At 69.0% G+C, this 23389-nt stretch carries 16 protein-coding genes; 12 read left to right on the top strand and 4 right to left on the bottom strand.

Features of this window, described 5'->3' with window-relative positions:
• Window positions 1-259: 259 nt before the first annotated feature.
• Both tnpB and K1J60_RS10900 read right to left on the bottom strand, forming a co-directional pair.
• Window positions 260-1717, bottom strand: a complete 1458-nt coding sequence (gene tnpB, locus K1J60_RS10905; protein WP_220646043.1) for an IS607 family element RNA-guided endonuclease TnpB — start codon at window positions 1715-1717, stop codon at window positions 260-262.
• A complete protein-coding gene (locus K1J60_RS10900; protein ID WP_220646042.1) occupies window positions 1714-2298 on the bottom strand; it encodes an IS607 family transposase in 585 nt (194 codons plus the stop codon). Before K1J60_RS10900 ends, tnpB begins: the two co-directional genes overlap by 4 nt.
• A gap of 297 nt (window positions 2299-2595) precedes the next feature.
• On the opposite strand from K1J60_RS10900, the gene K1J60_RS10895 reads away from it, so the two are divergent.
• Window positions 2596-3084: a hypothetical protein gene (locus tag K1J60_RS10895; RefSeq protein ID WP_259407668.1), complete on the top strand. Its 489-nt coding sequence runs from the start codon at window positions 2596-2598 to the stop codon at window positions 3082-3084.
• Window positions 3085-3573: 489 nt separating this feature from the next.
• Window positions 3574-4647 (top strand): lytic polysaccharide monooxygenase auxiliary activity family 9 protein, encoded by a 1074-nt coding sequence (locus tag K1J60_RS10890; protein WP_220646041.1) that lies wholly within the window; start codon window positions 3574-3576, stop codon window positions 4645-4647.
• Window positions 4648-4902: 255 nt separating this feature from the next.
• Here K1J60_RS10890 and K1J60_RS10885 read toward each other — a convergent pair whose 3' ends face one another.
• Entirely contained in the window at window positions 4903-8700 is a 3798-nt protein-coding gene (locus K1J60_RS10885; RefSeq protein ID WP_220646040.1) for a GH92 family glycosyl hydrolase, read from the bottom strand.
• Window positions 8701-9171: 471 nt separating this feature from the next.
• Between K1J60_RS10885 and ngcE the strand changes: the two genes are divergently transcribed.
• The 9 genes from ngcE (at window position 9172) to K1J60_RS10840 (ending at window position 21526) form a co-directional block, all read left to right on the top strand.
• Window positions 9172-10647, top strand: coding sequence for an N-acetylglucosamine/diacetylchitobiose ABC transporter substrate-binding protein (ngcE, locus tag K1J60_RS10880; protein WP_220646039.1), 1476 nt, complete (start codon window positions 9172-9174; stop codon window positions 10645-10647).
• A 135-nt stretch (window positions 10648-10782) separates the two neighbouring features.
• On the top strand, window positions 10783-11712 hold the full coding sequence (locus K1J60_RS10875) for a carbohydrate ABC transporter permease (RefSeq protein WP_220646038.1): 930 nt from the start codon (window positions 10783-10785) through the stop codon (window positions 11710-11712).
• 19 nt (window positions 11713-11731) lie between these two features.
• A complete protein-coding gene (locus tag K1J60_RS10870) occupies window positions 11732-12664 on the top strand; it encodes a carbohydrate ABC transporter permease (protein WP_220646037.1) in 933 nt (310 codons plus the stop codon).
• A gap of 203 nt (window positions 12665-12867) precedes the next feature.
• A complete protein-coding gene (locus K1J60_RS10865) occupies window positions 12868-14067 on the top strand; it encodes an ROK family transcriptional regulator (protein WP_220646036.1) in 1200 nt (399 codons plus the stop codon).
• A 137-nt stretch (window positions 14068-14204) separates the two neighbouring features.
• Window positions 14205-15290 carry a sugar ABC transporter substrate-binding protein gene (locus K1J60_RS10860; protein ID WP_220646035.1) on the top strand — a complete coding sequence of 362 codons (1086 nt, stop codon included), beginning with the start codon at window positions 14205-14207 and terminating at the stop codon, window positions 15288-15290.
• A 254-nt stretch (window positions 15291-15544) separates the two neighbouring features.
• Window positions 15545-16336, top strand: coding sequence for an ATP-binding cassette domain-containing protein (locus K1J60_RS10855; RefSeq protein ID WP_078853670.1), 792 nt, complete (start codon window positions 15545-15547; stop codon window positions 16334-16336).
• Window positions 16333-17652 carry a sugar ABC transporter permease gene (locus K1J60_RS10850; RefSeq protein ID WP_220646034.1) on the top strand — a complete coding sequence of 440 codons (1320 nt, stop codon included), beginning with the start codon at window positions 16333-16335 and terminating at the stop codon, window positions 17650-17652. The genes K1J60_RS10855 and K1J60_RS10850 overlap by 4 nt, the downstream gene beginning before the upstream one ends.
• 213 nt (window positions 17653-17865) lie before the next feature.
• A complete protein-coding gene (gene dxs / locus K1J60_RS10845) occupies window positions 17866-19785 on the top strand; it encodes a 1-deoxy-D-xylulose-5-phosphate synthase (RefSeq protein ID WP_220646033.1) in 1920 nt (639 codons plus the stop codon).
• Window positions 19786-20002: 217 nt separating this feature from the next.
• On the top strand, window positions 20003-21526 hold the full coding sequence (locus K1J60_RS10840; protein WP_220646032.1) for an amino acid permease: 1524 nt from the start codon (window positions 20003-20005) through the stop codon (window positions 21524-21526).
• A 177-nt stretch (window positions 21527-21703) separates the two neighbouring features.
• Here K1J60_RS10840 and K1J60_RS10835 read toward each other — a convergent pair whose 3' ends face one another.
• Complete coding sequence (locus K1J60_RS10835) at window positions 21704-22078, bottom strand: NTP pyrophosphohydrolase (RefSeq protein ID WP_220646031.1); 375 nt, start codon at window positions 22076-22078, stop codon at window positions 21704-21706.
• 159 nt (window positions 22079-22237) lie between these two features.
• Between K1J60_RS10835 and K1J60_RS10830 the strand changes: the two genes are divergently transcribed.
• Entirely contained in the window at window positions 22238-23359 is a 1122-nt protein-coding gene (locus tag K1J60_RS10830; protein WP_220646030.1) for a hypothetical protein, read from the top strand.
• Window positions 23360-23389: the final 30 nt, after the last annotated feature.

Here is a 23389-nt window from a genome sequence, read left to right as displayed (position 1 = left end):
CGCATGCTGCACAACCGGAATCTCAACCTGCCGGCCACGGCCCACACGTTCGGGACGGTCACCGACCGCTACTGGGCGGCGGCCACCTTCGGGCCAGGTGGGGCACGGCCGCAAGCCGCTCCCCCCGGACCTGTTGGCGGACTGCGCGACGCTGCTCGACGTTCCCGCCGACGACCTCTCCGCGCTGACCGGCATCCGTTGCTGAGTCCGTAGTCAGGTCTCAGCATTCCGGGCATTTCGGCCCGGAAGGTCCGTCACATCACCAGAGCGTCAGGGGCCCGGCTTGAGTACGGTCTCTCGCTTCCTCCTGCCGCTGCTGCGGCAGGGTTGCGCCACCTGCCCGCCCCGCACTCGCCTTGCGGCGGGTGCGGGTGGCGCGGGTCTTCTGGTCGGCTCCACGAGGCTTCGACACCGCCGGGGCGGTGTTCTGGTCTCCGGCCACTCCGGGACCAGTCACGCAGGCCGCCGCGAGGGCGGCGAGGTTGAGTGCGGCGTTGTCGTCCCGGTCGATGACCAGGCCGCAGGCGTCGCATTCGTAGGTCCGGACGTGCAGCGGCAGCTTGGCTTTCGCCGCGCCGCACCCGGAACAGGTCTTGGAAGAGGGGTACCAGCGGTTCGCCACGATGGTGCGGGTGGCGTGGCGCTGGCGGGTCTTGTAGTCGAGCTGGCGGCGGATCTCGCCGAATCCGGCGTCGGCGATGCGGCGGGCCAGGCGCCGGTTCTTCAACATGCCGGCGACGTTGAGGTCTTCGATCACGACGGTGCCGTACTCGGCCGCCACGGCGGTGGTGAGCTTGTGCAGGGCGTCTTCGCGGAGGTTCGCGACCCGGTGGTGGATCTTGTTGCGGGCGGCGTTGGCCTTCTCCCAGCGGCGGGAGGGCTGTTGTCCGGTGCGCAGGTCGGGACCCTGGCGGCGGGACACGACGCGGGAGGCGCGGCGCAGTTGCCTGCGCGCGGCGTCGTAGTGGCCGGGACTGGGCGCGGTGCGGATCTCGCCGGTGCTGTCGGCCATGACCGCGAGGGTCTTCACCCCCAGGTCGATACCGACCGCCACGTCCGGCCGGGCGACGCGCTTGAGGTCGCGTTTGACCTCGGCCTGGAAGGACACGAACCAGCGTCCGCGTTCGTGCCGCACCGTCGCGGACAGGATGCGTGCCGTCCCGGCCTGCACCCGGGTGAGGAGGCCGCCGGTGGGCTCGTGGGTGCGGATCGTGCCCAAGCGGGGCAATGTGACGTGCCGACCGTCGGTGTCCACGCGGATCGTGCCAGTGGTGAACCGGCAGGACAGGCGCGCCTTCCGCTTCGACTTGAACCGCGGCATACCCACCGCGCGGCCCTTGCGCTTGCCTCGCTTGGACTTGGCGTAATTGTCGAACGCGGCGGCGGCGTTCGCGAGACCGTTGGAGTACGCCTCCTTGGAGTTCTCCTCCCACCAGCCGGCGAAGCGCGGGTCGGTGTGCTTGGCCTGGTTGAACGCCTTGCGGAGCGCGGGCAGCGACCACGGCCGCCACTTGGTCAGCTCCGCCTCGGCGACGCCGTACGTCTCCTCCGCACGGCGCTGCCACCACGACGCCTCGACCCAGCCGACCGCCCAGTTGTATGCGGCACGCGCCGCGCCGCAGTGCGAACGCAGCATGTGCTCCTGGGAGGCGTTCGGGTCGAGCGCGAACCGGTACGCCTGCACCACGAAACCGGGCTGCGGCCTGAACTTCTTCACTCGGCGGCCTCGCCGGTCGCCACCGCCACCGCGCGGGCGGCCCGGTTCTGCGCCGCCCGCCGCCCGTACAGGCGGGCGCACATCGAGGTGAGCACCTCGGTGATGTCCCGCACCAGGTCGTCAGCGGTCTCGGCGGGGTCGAGGACGACCAGACGCCGCCCCGATGCGGACAGGACGGCTTCGAGATGCTCGACACCGAACCGGGCCAGCCGGTCACGATGCTCCACCACGATTACCGCCGCTTGCGGGTCGGACAGCACCCGGTGCAGTTTGCGGCGCCGTCCGTCCAGCCCCGAGCCGACCTCGGTGACGACCTCGGCGACGGCCAGGCCCAGCCCGTTCGCACCGGCCACGACCCGGGCGGCCTGCCGGTCAAGGTCGGCCTTCTGGTCGGCGCACGACACGCGGCAGTACGCGACCACCCGCCCCGGGGCCGCAGGGACGACCGGAACTGGCTCAGCGACCAGCCACGTCCCGGACGGCGCCTGGCGGACCGGAACGGGCATCTTCCCGTCCTTCACCCACCGCCAGGCGGTCTGGTAGCTCACGCCCTGCTGCCGGGCCCACTCCGAAAGCTTCACCGGGCCAATGTATTCGAGATGAACGACTAAAGATGTCTATGAATGACTAGAAAATCTGTAGCAGCTTTCACCCCCCCACCCTCGGAACACCGAAGCGCGACGCGCGCGAGATCGCCGAACTCATCTGGGAGTTGCGCCGCCTCACCGCGAGCCAGCTCCGCCAGGTCACCGACACGGCGAAGGCCCTGCGGGAACGACAGCCGGACGCATAGCCGCGAACCCGCCCGCCCCCGTCGCGCACGTTCCCCGCACGGCAACCCTGGCGATCGGGAGGCCGGAGGGCGAAGACTGGCACCCATGGATGCACCGATGCGCCGCCGCACCCCGCTCCCGTACGTCGACGAGCACACGATCCTCGTCGAGGCGGACGCCGACGAGGTCTGGTGGGCCCTGGCCGAGGCGCTCGACTGGGCCTTCTCCCGCCCCGCCGCGGTCCGTTACGCCAAGCTCGTGGGCTGCGCCGACCACACGGCGTCCGGGCCGCGCCCGCCCGTCGAGGGCGCGACGACCTTCCCCGGCTTCCGCACGCTGACCGCGATCCCGGCCAGGCAACTGACCCTCCTGGGCCGCCACCGCTTCTCCTCCTACACCCTGACCTTCCACCTCGACGCGGCGGGGCCGGACCACGTCCGGCTGCGTGCCGAGACCCGTGCGGCCTTCCCCGGCCCGGCCGGCGGACTGTACCGCCTCCTCGCCGTGGGCACCGGCACCCACGCGAAGCTCACCCGCCGACTGCTGACGACCGCCCGGCTGCAGGCCGAACGCCCCTGGAGAAGGGCCGGATGAGTCGCGGAGCACCGGATCGGCCCTCGCGCCGTCGATCCCGGGCCGGAGCCGGAGCCGGAGCCGGAGCCGGAGCCGGAGCCGCGCGCACGCCGCCGTCAGAGGGTTCCACCGGTACCCGCGGGATTCAGGATCCGCTCAGCTTCCACGCGCAGAGTCGTCCCGTACGGCGGCGCTCCCGGCGTACGAGTGTGTTCCCGTCATTGCGGGGGCCGCGCCCGCCCGGGTGCGGCCCCCGCGCGTCGGTACGTGACAGCCGTTTACAACCACGTCGCCGCGCGCTAGCTTCCGAAGCAGGTGGGGTGGGAGCGCTCCCATATGGCGGCGTGGCGGACCGGAACCCGTCACCCCCGGATCCGCTCCCACCCGCACCACTCACCCGCACCACTCATCCGCACCGGCACCTCGCACCGGCACGTCCGCACCGGCACCTGCACATCGGCACGCGCACGTTCCCCCCACTTCAAGCCGTACACGCAAGGAGCTCCTGTCATGCACGTGACAAATTTGCGGTTAAGACTGCCCCGGCGCCACAGGGCGCTTCTTCTCGTCCTGCTCGCCCTCGTCACCACGATCCCCGCGCTCGGCCTCGTCGTCACCGCCGGCAGCGGCAAGGCGGAGGCGCACGGCACCCCGATGAAGCCCGGCAGCCGTACGTTCCTCTGCTGGCAGGACGGGCTGACCGACACCGGTGAGATCAAACCGATCAACCCGGCCTGTCGTTCCGCGCAGCAGGTCAGCGGGACGACCCCGTTCTACAACTGGTTCTCGGTGCTGCGCTCGGACGGCGCCGGCCGCACCCGCGGCTTCGTCCCGGACGGCCAGCTGTGCAGCGGCGGCAACACCAACTTCACCGGGTTCAACACGCCCAGCGCCGACTGGCCGCTGACCCACCTCACCTCCGGTGCGACCGTCGACTTCTCGTACAACGCGTGGGCGGCGCACCCGGGTTGGTTCTACGTCTACATCACCAAGGACGGCTTCGATCCGACGAAGACGCTCACGTGGAACGACATGGAGGCACAGCCGTTCCTGAGCGTCGACCACCCGCCGCTGAACGGCAGTCCGGGCACGGTCGAGGCCAACTACTCCTGGCGGGGCCAGCTGCCCGCGAACAAGTCGGGCCGCCACCTCATCTACATGGTCTGGCAGCGCTCCGACAGCCAGGAGACCTTCTACTCCTGCTCCGACGTCGTCTTCGACGGTGGCAACGGTGAGGTGACCGGCATCAAGCAGCCCGGCGACCCCACCGATCCGGTGCAGGGCGAGTGCGCCGCGACCCGGCGTACGACGGGCAGTTGGACCGGTGGCTACCAGTCCGAGGTCGTCGTCACCAACACCGGCGACGTGCCGATGCTCGGCTGGATGGTCAACTGGACGTTGCCCGCCGGGCAGAAGGTCGACAGCCTCTGGAGCGGCAGCGCGACCTACACCGGGCAGAACGTGATGGTGCACAACGCGGACTGGAACGGGTCGCTGGATCCCGGTGAAACCGCCACCTTCGGCTATGTGGTGCAAGGGTCGGGAGGTGATCCCGCGACCACGCTGCCCTGCCGGGTGGGCTGAGACCCGGCCCGTGCCGCGGCGCCGGCCCTGTGCGGGGGCGGGCGTCGCGCTCGGGGCGGACCGGGTGGGCGGTGCGGTGCGTGCCCACCCGGTCCGCGAGCCGCGTCCCGGTACGGGGGAGACCGGGCGCGGTGGGAGTGTGGCTTGTGAACCCCCCGACAGGACAACGTTGTCGAGTGGTCTGGACAAGACTCTATCGTTCCCACGGGCAACCAAGTCAAGCCGGTTGGGCCGGGGCCCCGGTCAGGCTCAGGGTCAGGACAGCAGCTCCACCTCCGCGAGCGTCGCCGTGTCCTCCAGGACGAGCCGGTAGTGGTCGTACGCCTTCGGGGCCGGGACGGAGAAGGCCCGGGTCTGGCGGTCCCAGGCGAAGGACTCACCGGAGCGTCTGTCGAGGGTCTTCCAGGTCGTGCCGTCCGTGGAGGCCTGCAAGGTCCAGCCGTCCGGGGCCTCGGCGCGGTCGGCGGAGGTGAGCGTGTACTGAACCGCCCGGGTCCGGGCGGGAGTCGGCAGCGGCACCGTCCGCACGGCTGCCTTCGTGGACGACGTGTCGTCGAAGAGCGCCCCGTCCCCCACGACGGCGTCCGAACGGGGGGACGGCACCCTGTCGTTCTTCGTGATCGACACCGGGGCCGCGCTCTCACCGGTGCCCCAGCGGGAGGGCTTCGGGCCCATGTCGAACTTCAGCACACCGCCACGGGAGATGAGGGAGTGCGGCAGTGAAGTCGACGTCCAGGCCTTGCCGTTGACCTTCAGACCCTGCACGTACACGTTCCTGGCGCTGTTCCTCGGTGCCTCGACGACCAGGTCCCGGCCGTTCTCCAGATGGACGGTCGCCTTGGTGAACAGCGGGGAGCCGACGGCGTACTCGCCGCTGCCCATCACCAGCGGGTAGAAGCCGAGCGCGGAGAAGAGGTACCAGGCGGACTGCTCGCCGTTGTCCTCGTCGCCGTGGTAGCCCTGGCCGATGTCGCTGCCGACGTAGAGGCGGGAGAGCACCTCGCGGACCTTCTCCTGGGCCTTCCAGGGCTGCCCGGCGGCGTCGTACATGTAGATCGCGTGGTGGGCGACCTGGTTGGAGTGGCCGTACATGCCCATCCGCACGTCACGGGCCTCCGTCATCTCGTGGATGACGCCGTTGTAGGAGCCGACGAGGTCGGGGGAGGCCGTCTCCGGGGTGGAGAAGTAGGTGTCCAGCTTCTTCGCCAGCCCGCCGCGACCGCCGTACAGGTTGGCCAGGCCCTTGCTGTCCTGGGGTGCGGTGAAGGCGTATCCCCAGCCGTTGGTCTCGGTGTAGTCGTGGCCCCAGACCCGGGGGTCGTAGGTCGCGGAGTCGACCCGCCAGGCACCGGTGCCGTCGCGGCCCTGGAAGAAGCCGGCCTTCTCGTCGAACAACTCGACGTAGTCGCGAGCCCTGTTGAGGAAGTACGTCGCCTCCTCCCGGTAGCGCTTCTCGCCGGTCTTCCGGTACAGCGCCTGACCCATGCGCGCGATGCCGTAGTCGTTGAGGTAGCCCTCCAGCGCCCACGACAGGCCCTCGTGGGTGTCGGTGGAGGTGTAGCCGAGGAAGGGGGAGGTGGCCATGCCCTTGCGGCCGACGCCCGCCGACGGCGGCACGACGGTGGCGTTCTTCAGGGCCGCCTCGTACGCCGACTTCGCGTCGAAGTCCACACCCTTCACGTATGCGTCCGCGAACGCCACGTCCGACGAGGTGCCGGTCATCAGGTCCGCGTAGCCGGGGGAGGACCACCGCGAGGTCCAGCCGCCGTCCTTGTACTGCTGCACGAAACCGTCGACCATCTCACCGGCCCGACCGGGCGTCAGCAGCGAGTAGGCGGGCCAGGTGGTCCGGTAGGTGTCCCAGAAGCCGTTGTTGACGTAGACCTTGCCGTCGACGATCTTCGCGCCGGTGTGGGTCGGGGTGTCCGGACCGGTCATCGGGGAGAACGGCGAGGCGTACCGGTACGTCGATCCCACCTTCTCGAAGCCGGAGTTGGGGTACAGGTAGAGCCGGTAGAGGCTGGAGTACAGCGTCGTCAGCTGGTCGGGGGTGGCGCCCTCGACCTCCACCTTGCCCAGGACACGGTCCCACCGCGCCCGTGCCCGGTTCTTCACCGCGTCGAACGACGTGCCCTCCGGGATCTCCTGGCGCAGGTTGTCCTTCGCCTGGTCCAGGCTGATGAGGGAGGTGGCGAGACGGAGGGTCACCGTGCGGTCCGCGCCCGCGTCGAAGCGGAGGTGGCCCTTCACCCCGGTCGAGCCGCCGTCCGTGACCGGCGCGTCGAAGACCCCGTACACGAAGAGGCGGGTCGCGCCCGCCGACAGACCGGACTTCACATCCGAGAATCCCGTGACCACCCCGGCGTCCTTGTCCAGGGTCAGCCCCGCCTGGTCGGTCACGTTGTCGAAGATCACGCCGGCGTCGTCGCCGGGGTAGGTGAAGCGCAGCGCCGCCGCGTGGTCCGTGGGCGCCATCTCGGCCCTGACGCCGTTCTCGAAGCGCACCCCGTAGTAGTACGGCCGGGCCGTCTCGTTCTCGTGCCGGAAGGCCAACGCTCTTGAGGTGCGGCTCAGTTCGGGCGTGCCGGTGGCTGCGGAGGGCATCACCTGGAAGGTCTGCCGGTCACCCATCCAGGGGCTCGGCTCGTGACTTGCGCTGAACGCCTGGATGGTCGGCAGGTTGTCCGCGTTGTTGGCCCGCGCGTAGTCGTACAGCCAGCTCAGGGAACCCGCGTTGGTCACCGGCGTCCAGAAGTTGAAGCCATGGGGCACCGCCGTCGCCGGGAAGTTGTTGCCGCGGGAGAATCCGCCGCTGGAGTTCGTTCCCCTGGTGGTCACCGCGTAGTCGGACAGATGTGCCTTCGGCCGCTCGGGCGCCCGGACACGCAGCGTGACGTCGTCGATCCAGCCGCGGAACCTCGCCGGGCCCTTCGGGGAGTCGTAGGCCACCAGGATCCGGTCCACGGTCCGCCCGGCCGCGACCGACCCGATCCGCGCGACCACGTCGTTCCACTGGTTGACGTACAGCACCTTGGCCGCGCCCTGCCCGCGCGGCGACAGCGGGAACCCATGGTTGTCCACCGCCCGCAGTTCGCTGAGGGAGGTGCCGTCGGTGAAGACCAGGTCGACGGAGACGTTGGTGGCGTCGTAGTCCAGATCACCGTCCGCCATCGACGGGAAGATCCGGTAGGCCAGCTCGGTGTCGCGTTCGACGGCCACGTGCACGTCGAAGATCTTGTTGTACGAGTGCGCCGGTCCGTCCGCCGTGTGGCGGCCCGCGTACCGCAGGGCCCGCTTGCCGGTGAAGCCCGCGCCGGCCTTCGCGGTCGCCGAGCCGCTCGGGCCCCGGTCGACCAGCGACAGCATCTCCTTCGGCGGGGGCGTCTGCCCGCCGCCCGTGGAGAACTGCACATCGGCGAGCTGGGTGATCATCGAGGCGCCGTTGTTCCGGGTGATGTCGAGCCGGAAGTGCCGGTACCCGGCCACGGCGTCGCCGGGGATGTCGTACGACTTCGTCTGGAACCGTTCGGTGAAGCTCTCGCCGGAGCGGGTGTCGAGGGTCTTCCACTCCTTGCCGTCGGTGGAGCCCTTGAGGGTCCAGTCCTTCGGGTCGCGGGTCTCGAAGTCGTTCGCCGACGTCAACGCGTAGGTCACCACCTCGGCCGGTCCGGCGAGGTCGAACTCGGCCCAGCCGGTGGGCTGGAAGGTGAGCCACTTGGTGCCGGACTCGCCGTCGACGAGGTTCTCCTTCACCTCGCCGCCGTCGGCGTTCTCGCCGCTGGCGCGGACCTCGGTGACCCGGTCGGTGATGTTGCCCGGGATACCGGTGGTGTAGCCGCCGTCGACCCCGGAGGCCCGCGGGGACCCGTCCGGTGCGGTGTCGACCGTGCTGATCCAGTCCGGGGCCGGGTCGTCCGGTTCGAACGACGAGCCGAACTCCCGCGCACCGGCCGCCGGTCGGTCCGGTAACGCGACGGCCGCGCCCTGCGAGGCCACCACCAGAGCGAATGCGACGGCGCCGAGCACCGCCGTGGATCTCCGTCTGTGCCGCATCAGCGAGCACCCTCCCTACGTCCGACAGACTGTTTCCGATCAAGAAGTGATCGAAAGAGGACAACGTTGTCGACTGGGCAACGCGGGGACCAGTAGGGGTTGAAGTGGCGAGTGGTGTCAAGGGTGTTGGCTGCGTCATCCGGGCCGAATGGCGGGGATTTTCCGGTCAGGTGGCGCAAGGCCGCTCATATTTCCGAGAGGTCTCAACTCGGAAAAGACCGAAGGCGAACCTTGCATTCGATCTTGCCCCCCTGGCGGGAAGTGGACTATACCTGTCGGCGTCCGCATAGTGGTCGCACGACCGTGGACGGTACTACCTGGGGGGAATTACCGGTGGTCGCGGACGTGTCCGCGCGCCGACCGCCGTCTTGCCCCTGTTGAATCCTCACGCATGACCCCAGCTTGAACCGACCGCGGTGCCGGGAGGATCCGGTTCACCGCCTGAGTCCTGGAGAAGGCGAGGACTTGAGCATGGGATCCACTACCGCTGAGCACGAGCACGGCCCCGACGGCGTCGACACCACCCACCCCGAGGGCGTCGGCCGCCGCGATCTGATCAAGCGTTCCGCCGCGCTGGGCCTGATCACCGTTCCCACGATGAGCTTCCTGTCCGCGTGCGCCAGCGGGGGCGGCGGGGACGACGACACCTCCGAGGACACCCAGGGCGAGACCTCCGAGTCGAACCCCTTCGGCGTCAAGAAGGGCAGCAAGCTCGACGTCGTCATCTTCAAGGGCGGCTACGGCGACGCCTACGCCAAGGCCTGGGAGGCCGCCTTCCAGAAGAAGTGGGGGGTCACCTCCACCCACACCGGCACCCAGGAGATCACCGGCAAGCTCCAGCCGCGGTTCAACGCGGGCAACCCGCCGGACATCGTCGACGACTCCGGCGCCCAGCAGATCCCGATCGACGTCCTCTACAAGAACGACCAGCTCCTCGACCTCGCCGCGGTGCTGGACGCCCCCTCGATCGACGACCCGGCCAAGAAGGTCCGCGACACCCTCATCCCCGGCACGCTCGACGCGGGCATGCAGGAGGACAAGGTCGTCGCCCTCAACTACATCTACACGGTGTGGGGCCTGTGGTACTCCGGCAAGCTCTTCAAGGAGAACGGCTGGGAGGAGCCCAAGACCTGGGCCGACTTCCTGACCATCTGCAAGGAGGCCAAGGCCAAGGACATCGGCGGCCTCGCGCACCAGGGCAAGTACCCGTACTACATCAACGTCGCCATCATGGACCTGATCGCCAAGACGGGCGGACTGGACGCCATGAAGGCGATCGACAACCTCGACCCGAAGGCGTTCGTCGGCTCCGACGCCGCGAAGGCCGGGGTCGAGGCGATCTACGAGATCGTCGAGAAGGGCTATCTGATGCCCGGCACCAACGGCCTCACCCACACCGAGTCCCAGACCCGCTGGAACCAGTACAAGGCCGTGTTCATCACCTCCGGCTCCTGGCTGGAGAACGAGCAGCTCAAGCAGACACCGGACGACTTCGACATGAAGTTCATGCCGATGCCGCTGCTGCCGGACAGCGTGATGCCGTTCGAGGCGATCCGGGCCGGCTCCGGCGAGCCGTTCATCATCCCGTCCAAGGCCAAGAACCTGCCGGCCGCCAAGGAGTTCATGCGGATGATGCTTTCCAAGGAATGGTCGACGCTGTTCGCCAAGGAGGCCAACTCGCTGACCATCCTCAAGGACGGCGTCGACCCCGGCGTGCAACTGCGGCCGGGCACGCAGTCGACGGTCGAGGCCTCCCAGGCCGCCGGTGACAACACGTTCCGTTACCTGTACACCGAGTGGTACAGCGAGATGGACACGGCGATCCAGAACGCGTCGAACGAACTGATGGCGAAGCGGATCCAGCCGGCCGAGTGGTTGAAGCGGGCGCAGGCCGCGGTGGACAAGCAGGCGAAGGACCCGGATTCCAAGAAGAACCGCCGGGATTAGGGGGCGTCGGAGCGTCGTGGGGGCTGCGCACTGTGGTGAGCTGCGGGTTCGTCGTGGCTTGTCGCGCAGTTCCCCGCGCCCCTGAAGGACGGGGCGCGCCTTTCGTCTCATGGAACCCGAGGCAGGAAAACGCCAATGCGTAAAGGGCAGAACCGGTTCGTCGTGGGGTTTCTCCTGGTCCCCGTGGCGCTTTATCTGATCTTCGTGATCTGGCCGTACATCCAGACATTCGGCTATTCGCTGACGGACTGGAAGGGACAGTCGCAGACCTTCGCTTTCATCGGCCTGGACAACTACACCGCGTTGTTCGAGGACGACATCTTCCTCCAGGCGATCTGGCACAACATCCTGTTCCTGGTGTTCATCCCGGTCATCACCATCCTGCTCGCGCTGTTCTTCGCGTTCATGCTGAACGCGGGCGGGCGCGGCCGGGCCGGCGGCGTCTCGGGGGTCGCCGGGTCGGGCTTCTACAAGATCGTGTACTTCTTCCCGCAGGTGCTGTCGCTGGCGATCCTCGCGGTGCTGTTCGGCGCCGTGTACCGCAGCGACAGCGGCGGCATGCTCAACGGCCTCCTGATGAAACTGGGACTGGTCGACGAGAGCGCTCCCATCGAGTGGCTGAACGAGCCGAACATGGTGCTCTGGGCCCTCATCCTGGTGGTCGTCTGGCACGGTGTCGGCTTCTACCTGGTGCTGTTCTCCGCCGCCATGCAGGCCATCCCGAGAGACATCTACGAGGCCGCGCTGATCGACGGCGCCGGACGCGCCCACACCTTCTTCCGCATCACCCTGCCGCTGCTGTGGGACTCCGTGCAGACCGCCTGGGTCTATCTCGGCATCGCGGCGATGGACATGTTCATCCTGGTCTCGACCATGACCGCGGGGGAGTACGGAGGCGGCCCCGACCACCACAGCGAGGTCATGGCGACCGTGATGATGCGGAACTTCCTGCTGTACGGCAGGAGCGGCTACGCCTGCGCGATGGGCGTCGTGATGCTGCTCCTCACCCTGATCGTGTCGGTGGTCATGCTGCGGGCCACCCGTCGCGAGCGCGTCGAGTTCTGAGCGGGAGAGACGACAGAAGATGAGTGCACCCCTCAAGACCGCCTCGCGCGGCGACTCGGTCCCCACCGGACCGACGGTGAACAAGGGCCGGACCGGGCCCGGCGACGAGCGCGGCGAAGGCGTCGTCCTGAACGTCTTCTCGCACGGCTTCCTCGCCCTGTGGGCCCTGCTGATCGTGCTGCCGCTGCTGTGGCTGGTGCTCAGCTCCTTCAAGACCGACGCCCAGATCGGCGGCTCGGCCTTCGGCTGGCCCGAGAACTGGTCCTTCGACGTCTTCTCCCGCGCCTGGGACAAGGGCATCGGCGACTACTTCGTCAACACGGTCATCGTGCTGGTCTTCTCCGTGCCGCTGACCATGCTGTTCGGCTCCATGGCCGCGTACGTCCTGGCCCGCTACCCCTTCACGGGAAACCGGCTGCTGTACTACTTCTTCGTCGCCGGTGCGATGTTCCCCGTGTTCCTCGCCCTGGTGCCGTTGTTCTTCATGGTCAAGCGGCTGGACATGCTGAACACCTACCAGGGGTTGATCCTGGTGTACGTCGCCTACTCGCTGCCGTTCACCGTGTTCTTCATGCACGCGTTCTTCCGGACGCTGCCCACCGCCGTGTTCGAGGCGGCCATCCTCGACGGGGCCTCGCACACCCGGACGTTCTTCCAGGTCATGCTGCCGATGGCGAAGCCCGGGCTGATCAGTGTCGGGATCTTCAACACCTTGGGGCAGTGGAACCAGTTCATCCTGCCCACGGTCCTCATGCAGCCGCAGAGCGGCGACGATCCCGAGCGGTACGTCCTCACCCAGGGCCTCATCCAGCTCCAGCAGCAGCAGGGCTACGCCTCCGACCTGCCCGTCCTCTTCGCCGGTGTCACCATCGCCATGATCCCCATGCTCGTGGTCTACCTCTCCTTCCAGCGGCAGGTGCAGGCGGGGCTCACCTCGGCCACCCTCAAGTAGCCCGTCCCGGGACCTCAAGTAGCCGCAGAGTGACATTTAGTGGTCATTCGGCGGTCTCAGTTTCCCTCAAGGACTTGACTGCGGTAACCCGTTCAGCGGAGCTTGGAGTTCACAACTTGTAAGTGACCCGGCTCCGTGGCTGTGATCTGGGTCACCCGGGCGGCGTGCGGGCCGCCCGGTCTGGGACGGGAGTGGATGAGTCGATGGAGACTCCGGGGTCGCAGTCGTCGCTGCACCGAGCAAATCTCGAGCGCGTCGTACGGGCGGTGCGTCTCGCCGGGTCGCTCACGCAGGCGGAGATCGCCAGGACCACCGGCCTGTCCGCGGCCACGGTCTCGAACATCGTGCGCGAGCTCAAGGACGGGGGAACCGTCGAGGTCACCCCCACTTCGGCGGGCGGCCGCCGGGCGCGCGCGGTCTCGTTGAGCGGGGACGCCGGAATCGTGATCGGCGTGGACTTCGGGCACACGCATTTGCGCGTCGCGATCGGGAATCTCGCCCACCAGGTGCTCGCCGAGGAAGCCGAGCCGCTGGACGTGGACGCCTCCTCGGCGCAGGGTTTCGACCGGGCGGAACAGCTGGTCACCCGATTGATCGAGGCCACCGGGGTGGATCCTACGAAGATCGCGGGTGTCGGCCTCGGGGTGCCCGGCCCGATCGACGTGGAGTCCGGGACGCTCGGCTCCACCGCGATCCTGCCGGGCTGGACCGGCACCAAGCCCGCCGCCGAGATGCGTGACCGCCTCGGCGTCGCCGTGCACGTGGACAACGACGCCAACCTCGGCGCCCTCGGTGAGCTGGTCTGGGGCAGCGGCCGGGGAGTGCGGGACCTGGCCTACATCAAGGTCTCCAGCGGCGTTGGTGCCGGTCTGGTCATCGATGGCAAGATCTACAGGGGCCCGGGTGGCACAGCGGGAGAAATCGGGCATATTACTCTTGATGAATCCGGCCCGGTCTGCCGCTGCGGAAACCGAGGCTGTCTGGAGACCTTCGCTGCCGCGCGCTATGTGCTGCCGCTCCTCCAGTCCAGCCACGGCACCGACCTGACCATGGAAGGGGTCGTGCGGTTGGCGAGGGACGGTGATCCGGGCTGCCGTCGGGTGATCGCCGACGTCGGTCGACACATCGGAAGTGGAGTGGCCAATCTCTGCAATCTGTTGAACCCGAGCCGCGTGGTCCTCGGCGGCGATCTCGCCGAGGCCGGAGAGCTGGTTCTCGGGCCCATAAGGGAGTCGGTCGGCCGGTACGCGATCCCGAGTGCCGCACGTCAACTCTCAGTGCTGCCAGGGGCACTTGGTGGCCGCGCCGAGGTCCTCGGGGCCCTGGCGCTGGCCCTCAGCGAGATGGGTGATTCAACCCTTTTGGACGGGACCCTCACCGCGGCAACCCCTGCCTTCACTTAGAGAACGAAACACGCCGTTGCCAACCCGTTAAGGATTTACTTCTTGACGTCGCACGTGTGGCCGAGTTGACTTCCAGCCACCTCGGCCGCAGCGCTGCGGCCCGTGTCAGGGAGGCACAACCCAAAATGAACGCAACGATGCGTAGAGTCGTGATCGGCGCCACCGCGGTTTCGCTGGCGCTCTCCGTGGCCGCCTGTGGCAAGGCCGGCGACGACAACGACTCGGACAGCGGCAGCGGCTCGGACAGCAAGTCCATCGGCTTGCTCCTGCCCGACTCGGTCACCGCGCGGTACGAGAAGTTCGACAAGCCTTACTTCGAGGCCAAGGTCAAGGAACTCTGCGACGACTGCGATGTCCAGTACGCGAACGCCGCGGCTGACCCGAACAAGCAGGCTCAGCAGATGAGCACCATGGTGACCAAGGGCGTCAAGGTCATCGTCGTCTCCGCCCAGGACTCCGCCGCCATCAAGTCCTCCATCCAGTCCGCGGTGGACAAGGGCGTCAAGGTCGTCGCCTACGACCGTCTCGCCCAGGGTCCGGTCTCGGCCTACGTCTCCTTCGACAACGTCAAGGTCGGCGAGCTCCAGGGACAGGCCCTCCTCGACGCCCTCGGCGACAAGGCGACCCCCAAGTCCAAGGTCGTCATGATCAACGGTGACGACGCCGACCCGAACGCCGGCCAGTTCAAGGAGGGCGCGCACAAGGCCCTCGACGGCAAGGTCGACATCGCCTACGAGCAGTCCGGCCTCTGGAAGGACACCGTCGCCGCCGAGAAGATGTCCGCGGCGATCACCCAGCTGGGCGCCAAGAACATCGCCGGCGTCTACGCGGCCAACGACGGCATGGCCGGTGGCATCGCCAACACCCTCAAGGGTGCGAAGATCAGCAACATCCCCCTGACCGGCCAGGACGCCGAGCTCGCGGCCATCCAGCGGATCGTCGCCGGCACGCAGTCCTCCACGGTCTACAAGGCCTACAAGCCGGAGGCCGACACGGCCGCCGAGCTCGCGGTCAACCTGCTGGAGGGCAAGGACATCAAGTCCCTGGCCGACACCGAGGTGACCAGCGGCTCCGGCGACAAGGTCCCGGCGAAGCTGCTGACCCCGGTCTCCGTCACCAAGGAGAACATCAAGGACACGGTGGTGAAGGACGGCCTCTACACGGTCGCCGACATCTGCACCGCCGAGTACGCCAAGGCCTGCAAGGAGGCCGGCCTCGAGTAGTCACTCGGGCCCGGGCCGCGAGCGGTCACCCGCGTCACGACCGCTCGCGACCCCCTGAACCTGTCCGGCGCCCGCCCCGTCTTCAGACCCCGCTTCCGGGGCGGGCGCCGGACGGAACCGCTGCCGAAAGAGCAGCGGCCATACGCATGTCCACCTTGTAAGCCTTGTGTGACGGCCCCCACCCACGGGGCCAGGCACATTCCTCCGCGCCTGGTTCAAGGCGCGGCATCCCCGCCGGTCAGGCGGCGAAGGAGATGGTTCACGTGTCCGCTACGCCCGTGCTGGCGTTGCGCGGAGTCTCCAAGCGATTCGGTGCGGTGCAGGCACTCACCGACGTCGAGCTGGAGGTCCACGCCGGTGAAGTGGTCGCCCTGGTGGGCGACAACGGCGCAGGAAAGTCCACCCTGGTCAAGACCATCGCGGGTGTCCACCCCATCGATGAGGGCGTCATCGAGTGGCAGGGCGACCCGGTCAAGATCAACAAGCCGCACGACGCCCAGGGCCTCGGTGTCGCGACGGTCTACCAGGACCTCGCGCTCTGCGACAACCTCGATGTCGTCGGCAACCTCTACCTCGGTCGCGAACTGCTGCACCGGGGCGTCATCGACGAGGTGACGATGGAGAAGAACTCCCGGGAACTGCTGTCGACGCTCTCCATCCGGATCCCGAGCGTACGGATCCCGATCGCGAGCCTCTCCGGCGGTCAGCGCCAGGTCGTCGCCATCGCCCGCGCCCTCATCGGTGACCCCAAGCTCGTCATCCTGGACGAGCCCACCGCCGCCCTCGGCGTCGAGCAGACCGCGCAGGTCCTCGACCTGGTCGAACGGCTGCGCGAGCGCAACCTCGCCGTCATCCTCATCAGCCACAACATGGCCGATGTCAAGGCGGTCGCGGACACCGTCGCGGTCCTGCGTCTGGGCAAGAACAACGGCTCCTTCTCCGTGAAGGACACCAGCCACGAAGAGATCATCGCCGCGATCACGGGTGCCACGGACAACGCCGTGACCCGTCGCGCGGGGCGGCGCACCACGGAGGCGGCAAAGTGAGCGACACGTCCAAGACCGTGAAGAGCGATTCCCCCCAGGACCAGACCACGGTCGCTCCCGCCGACGACCCCACGGCCGCGCCGGTCACCGTCGTCGACCCGCGTCTGCTGGTCCGTGAAGAGGGCCTCAAGGGCTACGTCACCGAGTTCAAGCGCAAGGTGAAGGGCGGCGAGCTGGGCTCGCTGCCGGTGGTCATCGGCCTGATCGTCATCTGGACGATCTTCCAGCTCCAGAACGATCGTTTCCTCAGCGCCGACAACCTCTCGAACATCAGCTACTTCCTCTCGGCCACCGGCATGCTCGCCATCGGCCTGGTGTTCGTGCTGCTGCTCGGCGAGATCGACCTGTCCGTGGGTTCGGTCAGCGGTCTGGCCTCCACCGTGTTCGCCGTGTTCGCGGTGAACAACGGTATGAACGCCTGGTTGTCGCTGATCCTCGCGGTCCTCACCGGTATCGCCATCGGCGCGCTGCACGGCTGGTTCTTCGCCAAGATCGGCGTACCCGCGTTCGTCGTCACCCTGGCCGGCTTCCTCGGCTGGAACGGCCTGATGCTGTGGCTGCTGGGCGAGAGCGGCACGATCAACATCCCCTCCGACGAGGGCCCGGTCCGCCTGCTCGGCCAGAGCTCCTTCTTCATGGACCAGGCCATCATCGGCGCCTACATCCTGGCCGGCCTCGCCGTGGCGCTCTCCCTCGTCGGCAACATCAGCGAGCAGCGCCGCCGTCGGGCCGCGGGTGTGCCGTTCCGGCCGACCAGCGAGATCCTGCTGCGCGTCGGCGCGCTCGCCCTCGCGTCCTTCGCCGCCGCCGCCGTCCTCAACAACGCGTCCGGTGTCTCCAACGCGCTGGTGATCTTCCTCGCGGCGCTGGTGATCGTCGACTTCGTGCTGCGCCGTACGACCTACGGCCGCCAGGTGTTCGCGGTCGGTGGCGGCATCGAGGCCGCCCGCCGTGCCGGTATCAACGTGCCGATGATCCGGATCACCGTGTTCGCCATCTCCGGTGGCTTCGCGGCGATCGGCGGCATGTTCTTCGTCGGCCAGACCGCGAGCGCGACACTGTCCGCCGGTGGTGGCAACGTCCTGATGCTCGCGATCGCCGCGGCCGTCATCGGTGGCACCAGCCTCTTCGGCGGGCGGGGGTCGGTGTGGTCCGCGCTGCTGGGCATGCTCGTCATCCAGTCGATCCAGACGGGCCTCAACCTGCTGAACATGAACACCTCGATCCAGTACATGATCACGGGTGCGGTGCTGCTGGGCGCGGTCGTCATCGACTCCGTCAGCCGTAGGAGCCAGAAGGCTGCGGGTCGCGCCTAGCCTCCGTCGGGGCGCACATGTGCCCGGTGCCTTCAAGGCACCGGGCACTTCTCCATGTTGTCGGACGTTTCGTACGGGTACGTCTGCGCAGGATGGTTTACGGCCGGTTGCGTGACACGGGACCCGACCGCCCGGCGGTCGGCCCGGTGCGCGGAAGATTAGACTTCGTCGAGCCCGGTAACGCTCGAACAGCACTATCGCAAGGAGGCACGGGTGCCGCTGCTGACCCGCATCAGGGGACCGCGCGATCTGGACCGGCTCAGCCTGGAGGAGTTGGACCAGCTGGCGGAGGAGATCCGGACCTTCCTCGTGGAGGCGGTGTCGAAGACCGGCGGTCACCTCGGCCCGAACCTCGGCGTGGTCGAGCTCACCATCGCCCTGCACCGGGTCTTCGACTCGCCCAAGGACAAGGTGCTGTGGGACACGGGCCACCAGTCCTACGTCCACAAGCTGCTGACCGGCCGCCAGGACTTCTCCAAGCTGAAGATGAAGGGCGGCCTGTCCGGCTACCCCTCGCAGGCGGAGTCCGAGCACGACGTCATCGAGAACAGCCACGCCTCCACCGTGCTGGGCTGGGCCGACGGCCTCGCGAAGGCCAACCAGGTCCTGAAACGCGACGACCACGTGGTCGCGGTCATCGGCGACGGCGCGCTGACCGGCGGTATGGCCTGGGAAGCGCTCAACAACATCGCCGACGCCAAGGACCGCCCGCTGGTCATCGTCGTCAACGACAACGAGCGCTCGTACGCGCCGACCATCGGCGGCCTCGCCAACCACCTGGCCACGCTGCGGACGACGGACGGCTACGAGCGGTTCCTCGCCCGCGGCAAGGACCTGCTGGAGCGGACGCCGGTCGTCGGCCGGCCGCTCTACGAGACGCTGCACGGCGCCAAGAAGGGGCTGAAGGACTTCATTGCCCCCCAGGGCATGTTCGAGGACCTCGGCCTGAAGTACGTCGGCCCGATCGACGGGCACGACATCGAGGCCCTGGAGTCCGCGCTCGCCCGCGCCAAGCGGTTCGGCGGACCGGTCATCGTGCACTGCCTCACCGAGAAGGGCCGCGGCTACCAGCCCGCCCTCCAGGACGAGGCGGACCGCTTCCACGCCGTCGGCAAGATCCACCCGGACACGGGTCTGCCCATCGCCTCCTCCGGCGCCGACTGGACCTCCGTCTTCGGCGAGGAGATGGTCAAGCTCGGCAAGGAGCGCGAGGACATCGTCGCCATCACGGCGGCCATGCTCCAGCCGGTCGGACTCGACCGGTTCGCCAAGGCCTTCCCCGAGCGCGTGTACGACGTCGGCATCGCCGAGCAGCACGGCGCGGTGTCCGCCGCGGGCCTCGCGACGGGCGGTCTGCACCCCGTCTTCGCGGTGTACGCCACCTTCCTCAACCGTGCCTTCGACCAGGTCCTGATGGACGTCGCCCTGCACAAGTGCGGTGTGACGTTCGTCCTGGACCGGGCCGGCGTCACCGGCACCGACGGGGCCTCGCACAACGGCATGTGGGACATGTCGATCCTCCAGGTCGTCCCGGGCCTCAGGCTGGCCGCGCCGCGGGACGCCGACCAGGTCCGCGCCCAGCTGCGCGAGGCCGTCGACGTCACCGACGCGCCGACCGTGGTGCGCTTCTCCAAGGGCGCCGTCGGCCCCGCCGTACCGGCCCTGCGCCGCGTCGGCGGCATGGACGTGCTGCGCGAGCCGGGCACGGACACCCCGGACGTGCTCCTCGTCTCCGTCGGTGCCCTCGCACCGATGTGCCTGGAGATCGCCGACCTGCTCGACAAGCAGGGCATCACGACGACCGTCGTCGACCCGCGCTGGGTCAAGCCGGTCGACGAGCACATGGCGCCGCTCGCGGACAAGCACCGCGTCGTCGTCACCGTCGAGGACAACTCCCGTGTCGGCGGCGTCGGCTCGGCCGTCGCCCAGGCGCTGCGTGACGCCGGCGTGGACATCCCGCTGCGTGACTTCGGCATCCCGCCGCGCTTCCTCGACCACGCCTCCCGCGCCGAGGTCCTGGCCGAGATCGGGCTCACCGCGCCCGACATCGCCCGCCAGGTCACCGGGCTGGTCTCCAAGCTCGACGGCCGCCTCGACGGCGCGCCCGCCGAGGCGGAACCCGCGCGTGACTGACGTACCGGCGCGAGGCTGACGCTCCGCGCGACCGACGTACCCCCTTGGGCCGCTCGGGCCGGTTTCGCCATCCTTTACGGTGGTGAGACCGGCCCGTTCGCGTGAAACCGCTCGCGCCGGGGCAAACGCTCCCCCAGTCTCGGCTTCGCTCGACCGGGGGGACCCCCTTCGCCCCCTCTCGGCCATGTCGAGGACGACAAGCGTGGGAGGTACGCCCGTGAGCAGCACACTCTTTCGGACCAAGAAGGTCGAGCAGTCCATCCTCGATACCGAGGAACCAGAGCACGCGCTCAAGAAATCCTTGTCCGCGCTGGATCTGACGGTCTTCGGCGTCGGTGTCATCATCGGCACCGGCATCTTCGTCCTCACCGGCACGGTGGCCAAGAACAACGCCGGTCCCGCCGTCGCCCTCGCCTTCGTCGTGGCCGGCGTCGTCTGCGCGCTCGCGGCCCTCTGCTACGCGGAGTTCGCCTCCACGGTCCCGGTCGCCGGATCCGCGTACACCTTCAGTTACGCCTCCCTCGGGGAACTGCCCGCCTGGATCATCGGCTGGGACCTGGTGCTGGAGTTCGCGCTGGGGACGGCGGTGGTGGCCGTCGGCTGGTCCGGCTACATCCACTCGCTGATGGACAACGCCGGCTGGGACCTGCCGGCCGCGCTCGGCACGAGAGACGGGGCCGACGGCTTCGGCTTCGACATCCTCGCCGCCGCGCTCGTCCTGATCCTCACCGCCATCCTCGTGGCCGGCACCAAGCTCTCCGCGCGGGTCACCTCGGTCGTCGTCGCCATCAAGGTGACGGTCGTCCTCACCGTGATCATCGCGGGCTCCTTCTTCGTCGTCGGCGACAACTACGACCCGTTCATCCCCAAGGCGCAGGAGGTACCGGCGGGCGACAGCCTCCAGTCCCCGCTGATCCAGCTGATGTTCGGCTGGGCACCGGCCAACTTCGGTGTGATGGGCATCTTCACAGCCGCCTCCGTCGTCTTCTTCGCGTTCATCGGCTTCGACGTCGTCGCCACGGCCGCCGAGGAGACGAGGAACCCGCAGCGGGACATGCCCCGGGGCATCCTCGGCTCCCTCCTGATCTGCACCACGCTGTACGTGGCGGTGTCGATCGTCGTCACCGGCATGCAGCACTACACCGACCTCTCGGTGACCGCGCCGCTCGCCGACGCCTTCAAGGCCACCGGGCATCCGTGGTTCGCGGGCTTCATCAGCTTCGGCGCCGCCGTCGGTCTGACGACCGTGTGCATGATCCTGTTGCTCGGTCAGACCCGGGTGTTCTTCGCGATGAGCCGCGACGGACTGCTGCCGCGCTTCTTCTCCCGCGTCCACCCCCGGTTCAAGACCCCGCACCGGCCGACCATCCTGCTCGGTGTGGTCATCGCGATCGTCGCGGGCTTCACCCCGCTGAGCGAGCTGGCCGAGCTGGTGAACATCGGCACGCTGTTCGCCTTCGTGGTCGTCGCGATCGGTGTCGTCATCCTGCGCCGGACCCGCCCCGACCTGCCCCGGTCGTTCCGCACCCCCTGGGTGCCCGTCATCCCGATCCTCTCGGTGTGCGCCTCGCTGTGGCTGATGCTCAACCTGCCCACCGAGACCTGGCTCCGCTTCGCCGCCTGGATGGCCCTCGGAATCGTCGTCTACTTCGTCTACGGCCGCACGCACAGCCGGCTCGCGCGGCACGAGGAACTGCCCGCCGACGAGGTCGGGGGGCCGCCGGGACGAGGCACTCCGTAGCCGCCCCCCGAGGCCCGGTGACTCTCCGGCCCTGCGGCCCCGCTTCCGGCGGGACCGCAGGGCCGTGGTCTGCTCTCTCGGATGCCCGGCATGGGTGAGGTCAATTCCCGCCGGTGGGCTCGGACATGAAGGACGCGCTCCCCTCGGCCAGGTCCTGCGACGGGCACCACCAGCGGCTCAGGACCCGCCCCGCACCGTCCGCGGCCCGGTCACCTCGGCGCCCAACTCGCCCACCCTGCGCCGTAGTTCGCGGTCGGCGGTGACGACGAGGCAGGGGCGGTCGTGCGCCTCCTCGGCGACGAGTTCCACGATGCGGTCGTCACCGCTGCCAGGTGCCGCCTCGACCCGTACGCCGGGCACCGGCTCCACGCCTCGGGCCGCGCCCTCGACGACCATCACGAGTTCGACGGGCCCGTCCCGACCGGGGATCCCGTCCCGGGCCAGGCGGTCGCGCAGCCGCTCCGCGGCACCGCGTCGGTCGCGCCACCAGCCGTCGGGGACGGAGCCGATGACGTTGGCGGCGTCGACGATCACGAGCAGGGGGGCGTCCATGGGGGACAGGGTCGCATGCCGGGCGGCCACGCCGGATCGGTAAAACGTTCATCCTATGATGGGGTCCGCTCGGCCTTCCGTGTCGCGTGCGAGAAGGCGGCCGGAGAGCCGCGCCGAGCGTCATCGCGCCGAGCGTCATCGGAAGGGGCAGGTCACGTCATGCGGACCAGATCCGGGCGCGCCGCGGCCCAGGGGGCGGCGACCGGCATTTCGGCGAACGGCGGGAGCGCGCGGCACAGGGCCGAGACGACGCTCGCCGGTTCCTGGCTCGTCCTCGGCAAGGACGGCAGGCTCACCGCGTACGCCCGCGCGCGCACGGGGCTGCTGCGCTGGACGCAGACGCGGCCCGGCGGCGCCGAGTGGACGGGCCCGGACCTCTTCCCCGTGTCGGGGCTGACCGACCTTCACATCGTGCAGGGCGCGGACACCTATGTGCACTTCCTCGGCCGCCGTGAGGTCCCCACGGCAGACGGCCCGCCCGCCGTGGACATCGTGCACGCCATCCAGTACCAGACCGGCCGACCGGTCACCGAATGGCGTTCGCTGGGCAATCCGCACAAGGACGCGGCGAAGGCGGCGCGCTTCGGGATGCCCACCGGCGCGGTGAGTGCCGGCGGCAACGTCCATGTCTTCGCACGCAACGCGGGTGGCGGCGTCATGCTGCGCCGGGAGCTGGCGGGCGGCAAGTGGAGTGCGTGGACCGACCTCAAGGGCAGTCTGGTGCAGGATCCCGTGGCCGTGGTCGCGTACACGTCCGGGCACGTCGAGGCGCTGGTCGGCGGACAGGACCTCATCATGCGCTGGACGCAGGAGAAGCCCGACGGGGCCTTCGGCCAGGCGCCCACCATTCCGCTCTCGGTGGCCGGTGGCAGCGCGGTGGGTCTGGAGACCGGGCCCGACCGGGCGACGTACTACTGGACCGACCCGGCGACCGGAGGCGTCGTCGCCCACCGGCCGGGCGGCGACGTGATCCCGCTGGGCGGGGCTCCGGCCGAGGGCCCGGGTGCCGTGCTGCGGGTGCCGCTCGACGGGTACGACTGTACGGTCCTGGCCCATCGCGACGTCGAGGGGCGGGTCGTGCTGGCGGCCTGCGGTACGGAGAACGAGCAGGCCGGGGTGTGGTGGTCGCCGACCCGTGAGCGCTGTGTGGGGGCGCCGGCGTTGGCTCGGGACGCCGACGGGCGGGTGGTGCTCGGGTTGATCGACGCGGCGGGCGCGTTGCGCATGGCCCGGCAGAACGATGAGCCGGGCTTGGCGTTGGCGCCGTCGGTCGCCGTCTGACGGGGCGTTCGCGCCCGCGTGTATGCGCCC

This window comes from Streptomyces akebiae, from assembly GCF_019599145.1.
Taxonomy (GTDB): domain Bacteria; phylum Actinomycetota; class Actinomycetes; order Streptomycetales; family Streptomycetaceae; genus Streptomyces; species Streptomyces akebiae.
This window is presented reverse-complemented; position numbering and strand designations above follow the sequence as displayed.

Bases quoted from the DNA above. Each gene is read 5' to 3' on its own strand.
- K1J60_RS10895 (WP_259407668.1), top strand. From the start codon at position 2,596: ATGGATGCACCGATGCGCCGCCGCACCCCGCTCCCGTACGTCGACGAG.
- K1J60_RS10890 (WP_220646041.1), top strand. From the start codon at position 3,574: ATGCACGTGACAAATTTGCGGTTAAGACTGCCCCGGCGCCACAGGGCG.
- K1J60_RS10885 (WP_220646040.1), bottom strand. From the start codon at position 8,700: ATGCGGCACAGACGGAGATCCACGGCGGTGCTCGGCGCCGTCGCATTC.
- ngcE (WP_220646039.1), top strand. From the start codon at position 9,172: ATGGGATCCACTACCGCTGAGCACGAGCACGGCCCCGACGGCGTCGAC.
- K1J60_RS10875 (WP_220646038.1), top strand. From the start codon at position 10,783: ATGCGTAAAGGGCAGAACCGGTTCGTCGTGGGGTTTCTCCTGGTCCCC.
- K1J60_RS10870 (WP_220646037.1), top strand. From the start codon at position 11,732: ATGAGTGCACCCCTCAAGACCGCCTCGCGCGGCGACTCGGTCCCCACC.
- K1J60_RS10865 (WP_220646036.1), top strand. From the start codon at position 12,868: ATGGAGACTCCGGGGTCGCAGTCGTCGCTGCACCGAGCAAATCTCGAG.
- K1J60_RS10860 (WP_220646035.1), top strand. From the start codon at position 14,205: ATGCGTAGAGTCGTGATCGGCGCCACCGCGGTTTCGCTGGCGCTCTCC.
- K1J60_RS10855 (WP_078853670.1), top strand. From the start codon at position 15,545: ATGGTTCACGTGTCCGCTACGCCCGTGCTGGCGTTGCGCGGAGTCTCC.
- K1J60_RS10835 (WP_220646031.1), bottom strand. From the start codon at position 22,078: ATGGACGCCCCCCTGCTCGTGATCGTCGACGCCGCCAACGTCATCGGC.
- K1J60_RS10830 (WP_220646030.1), top strand. From the start codon at position 22,238: ATGCGGACCAGATCCGGGCGCGCCGCGGCCCAGGGGGCGGCGACCGGC.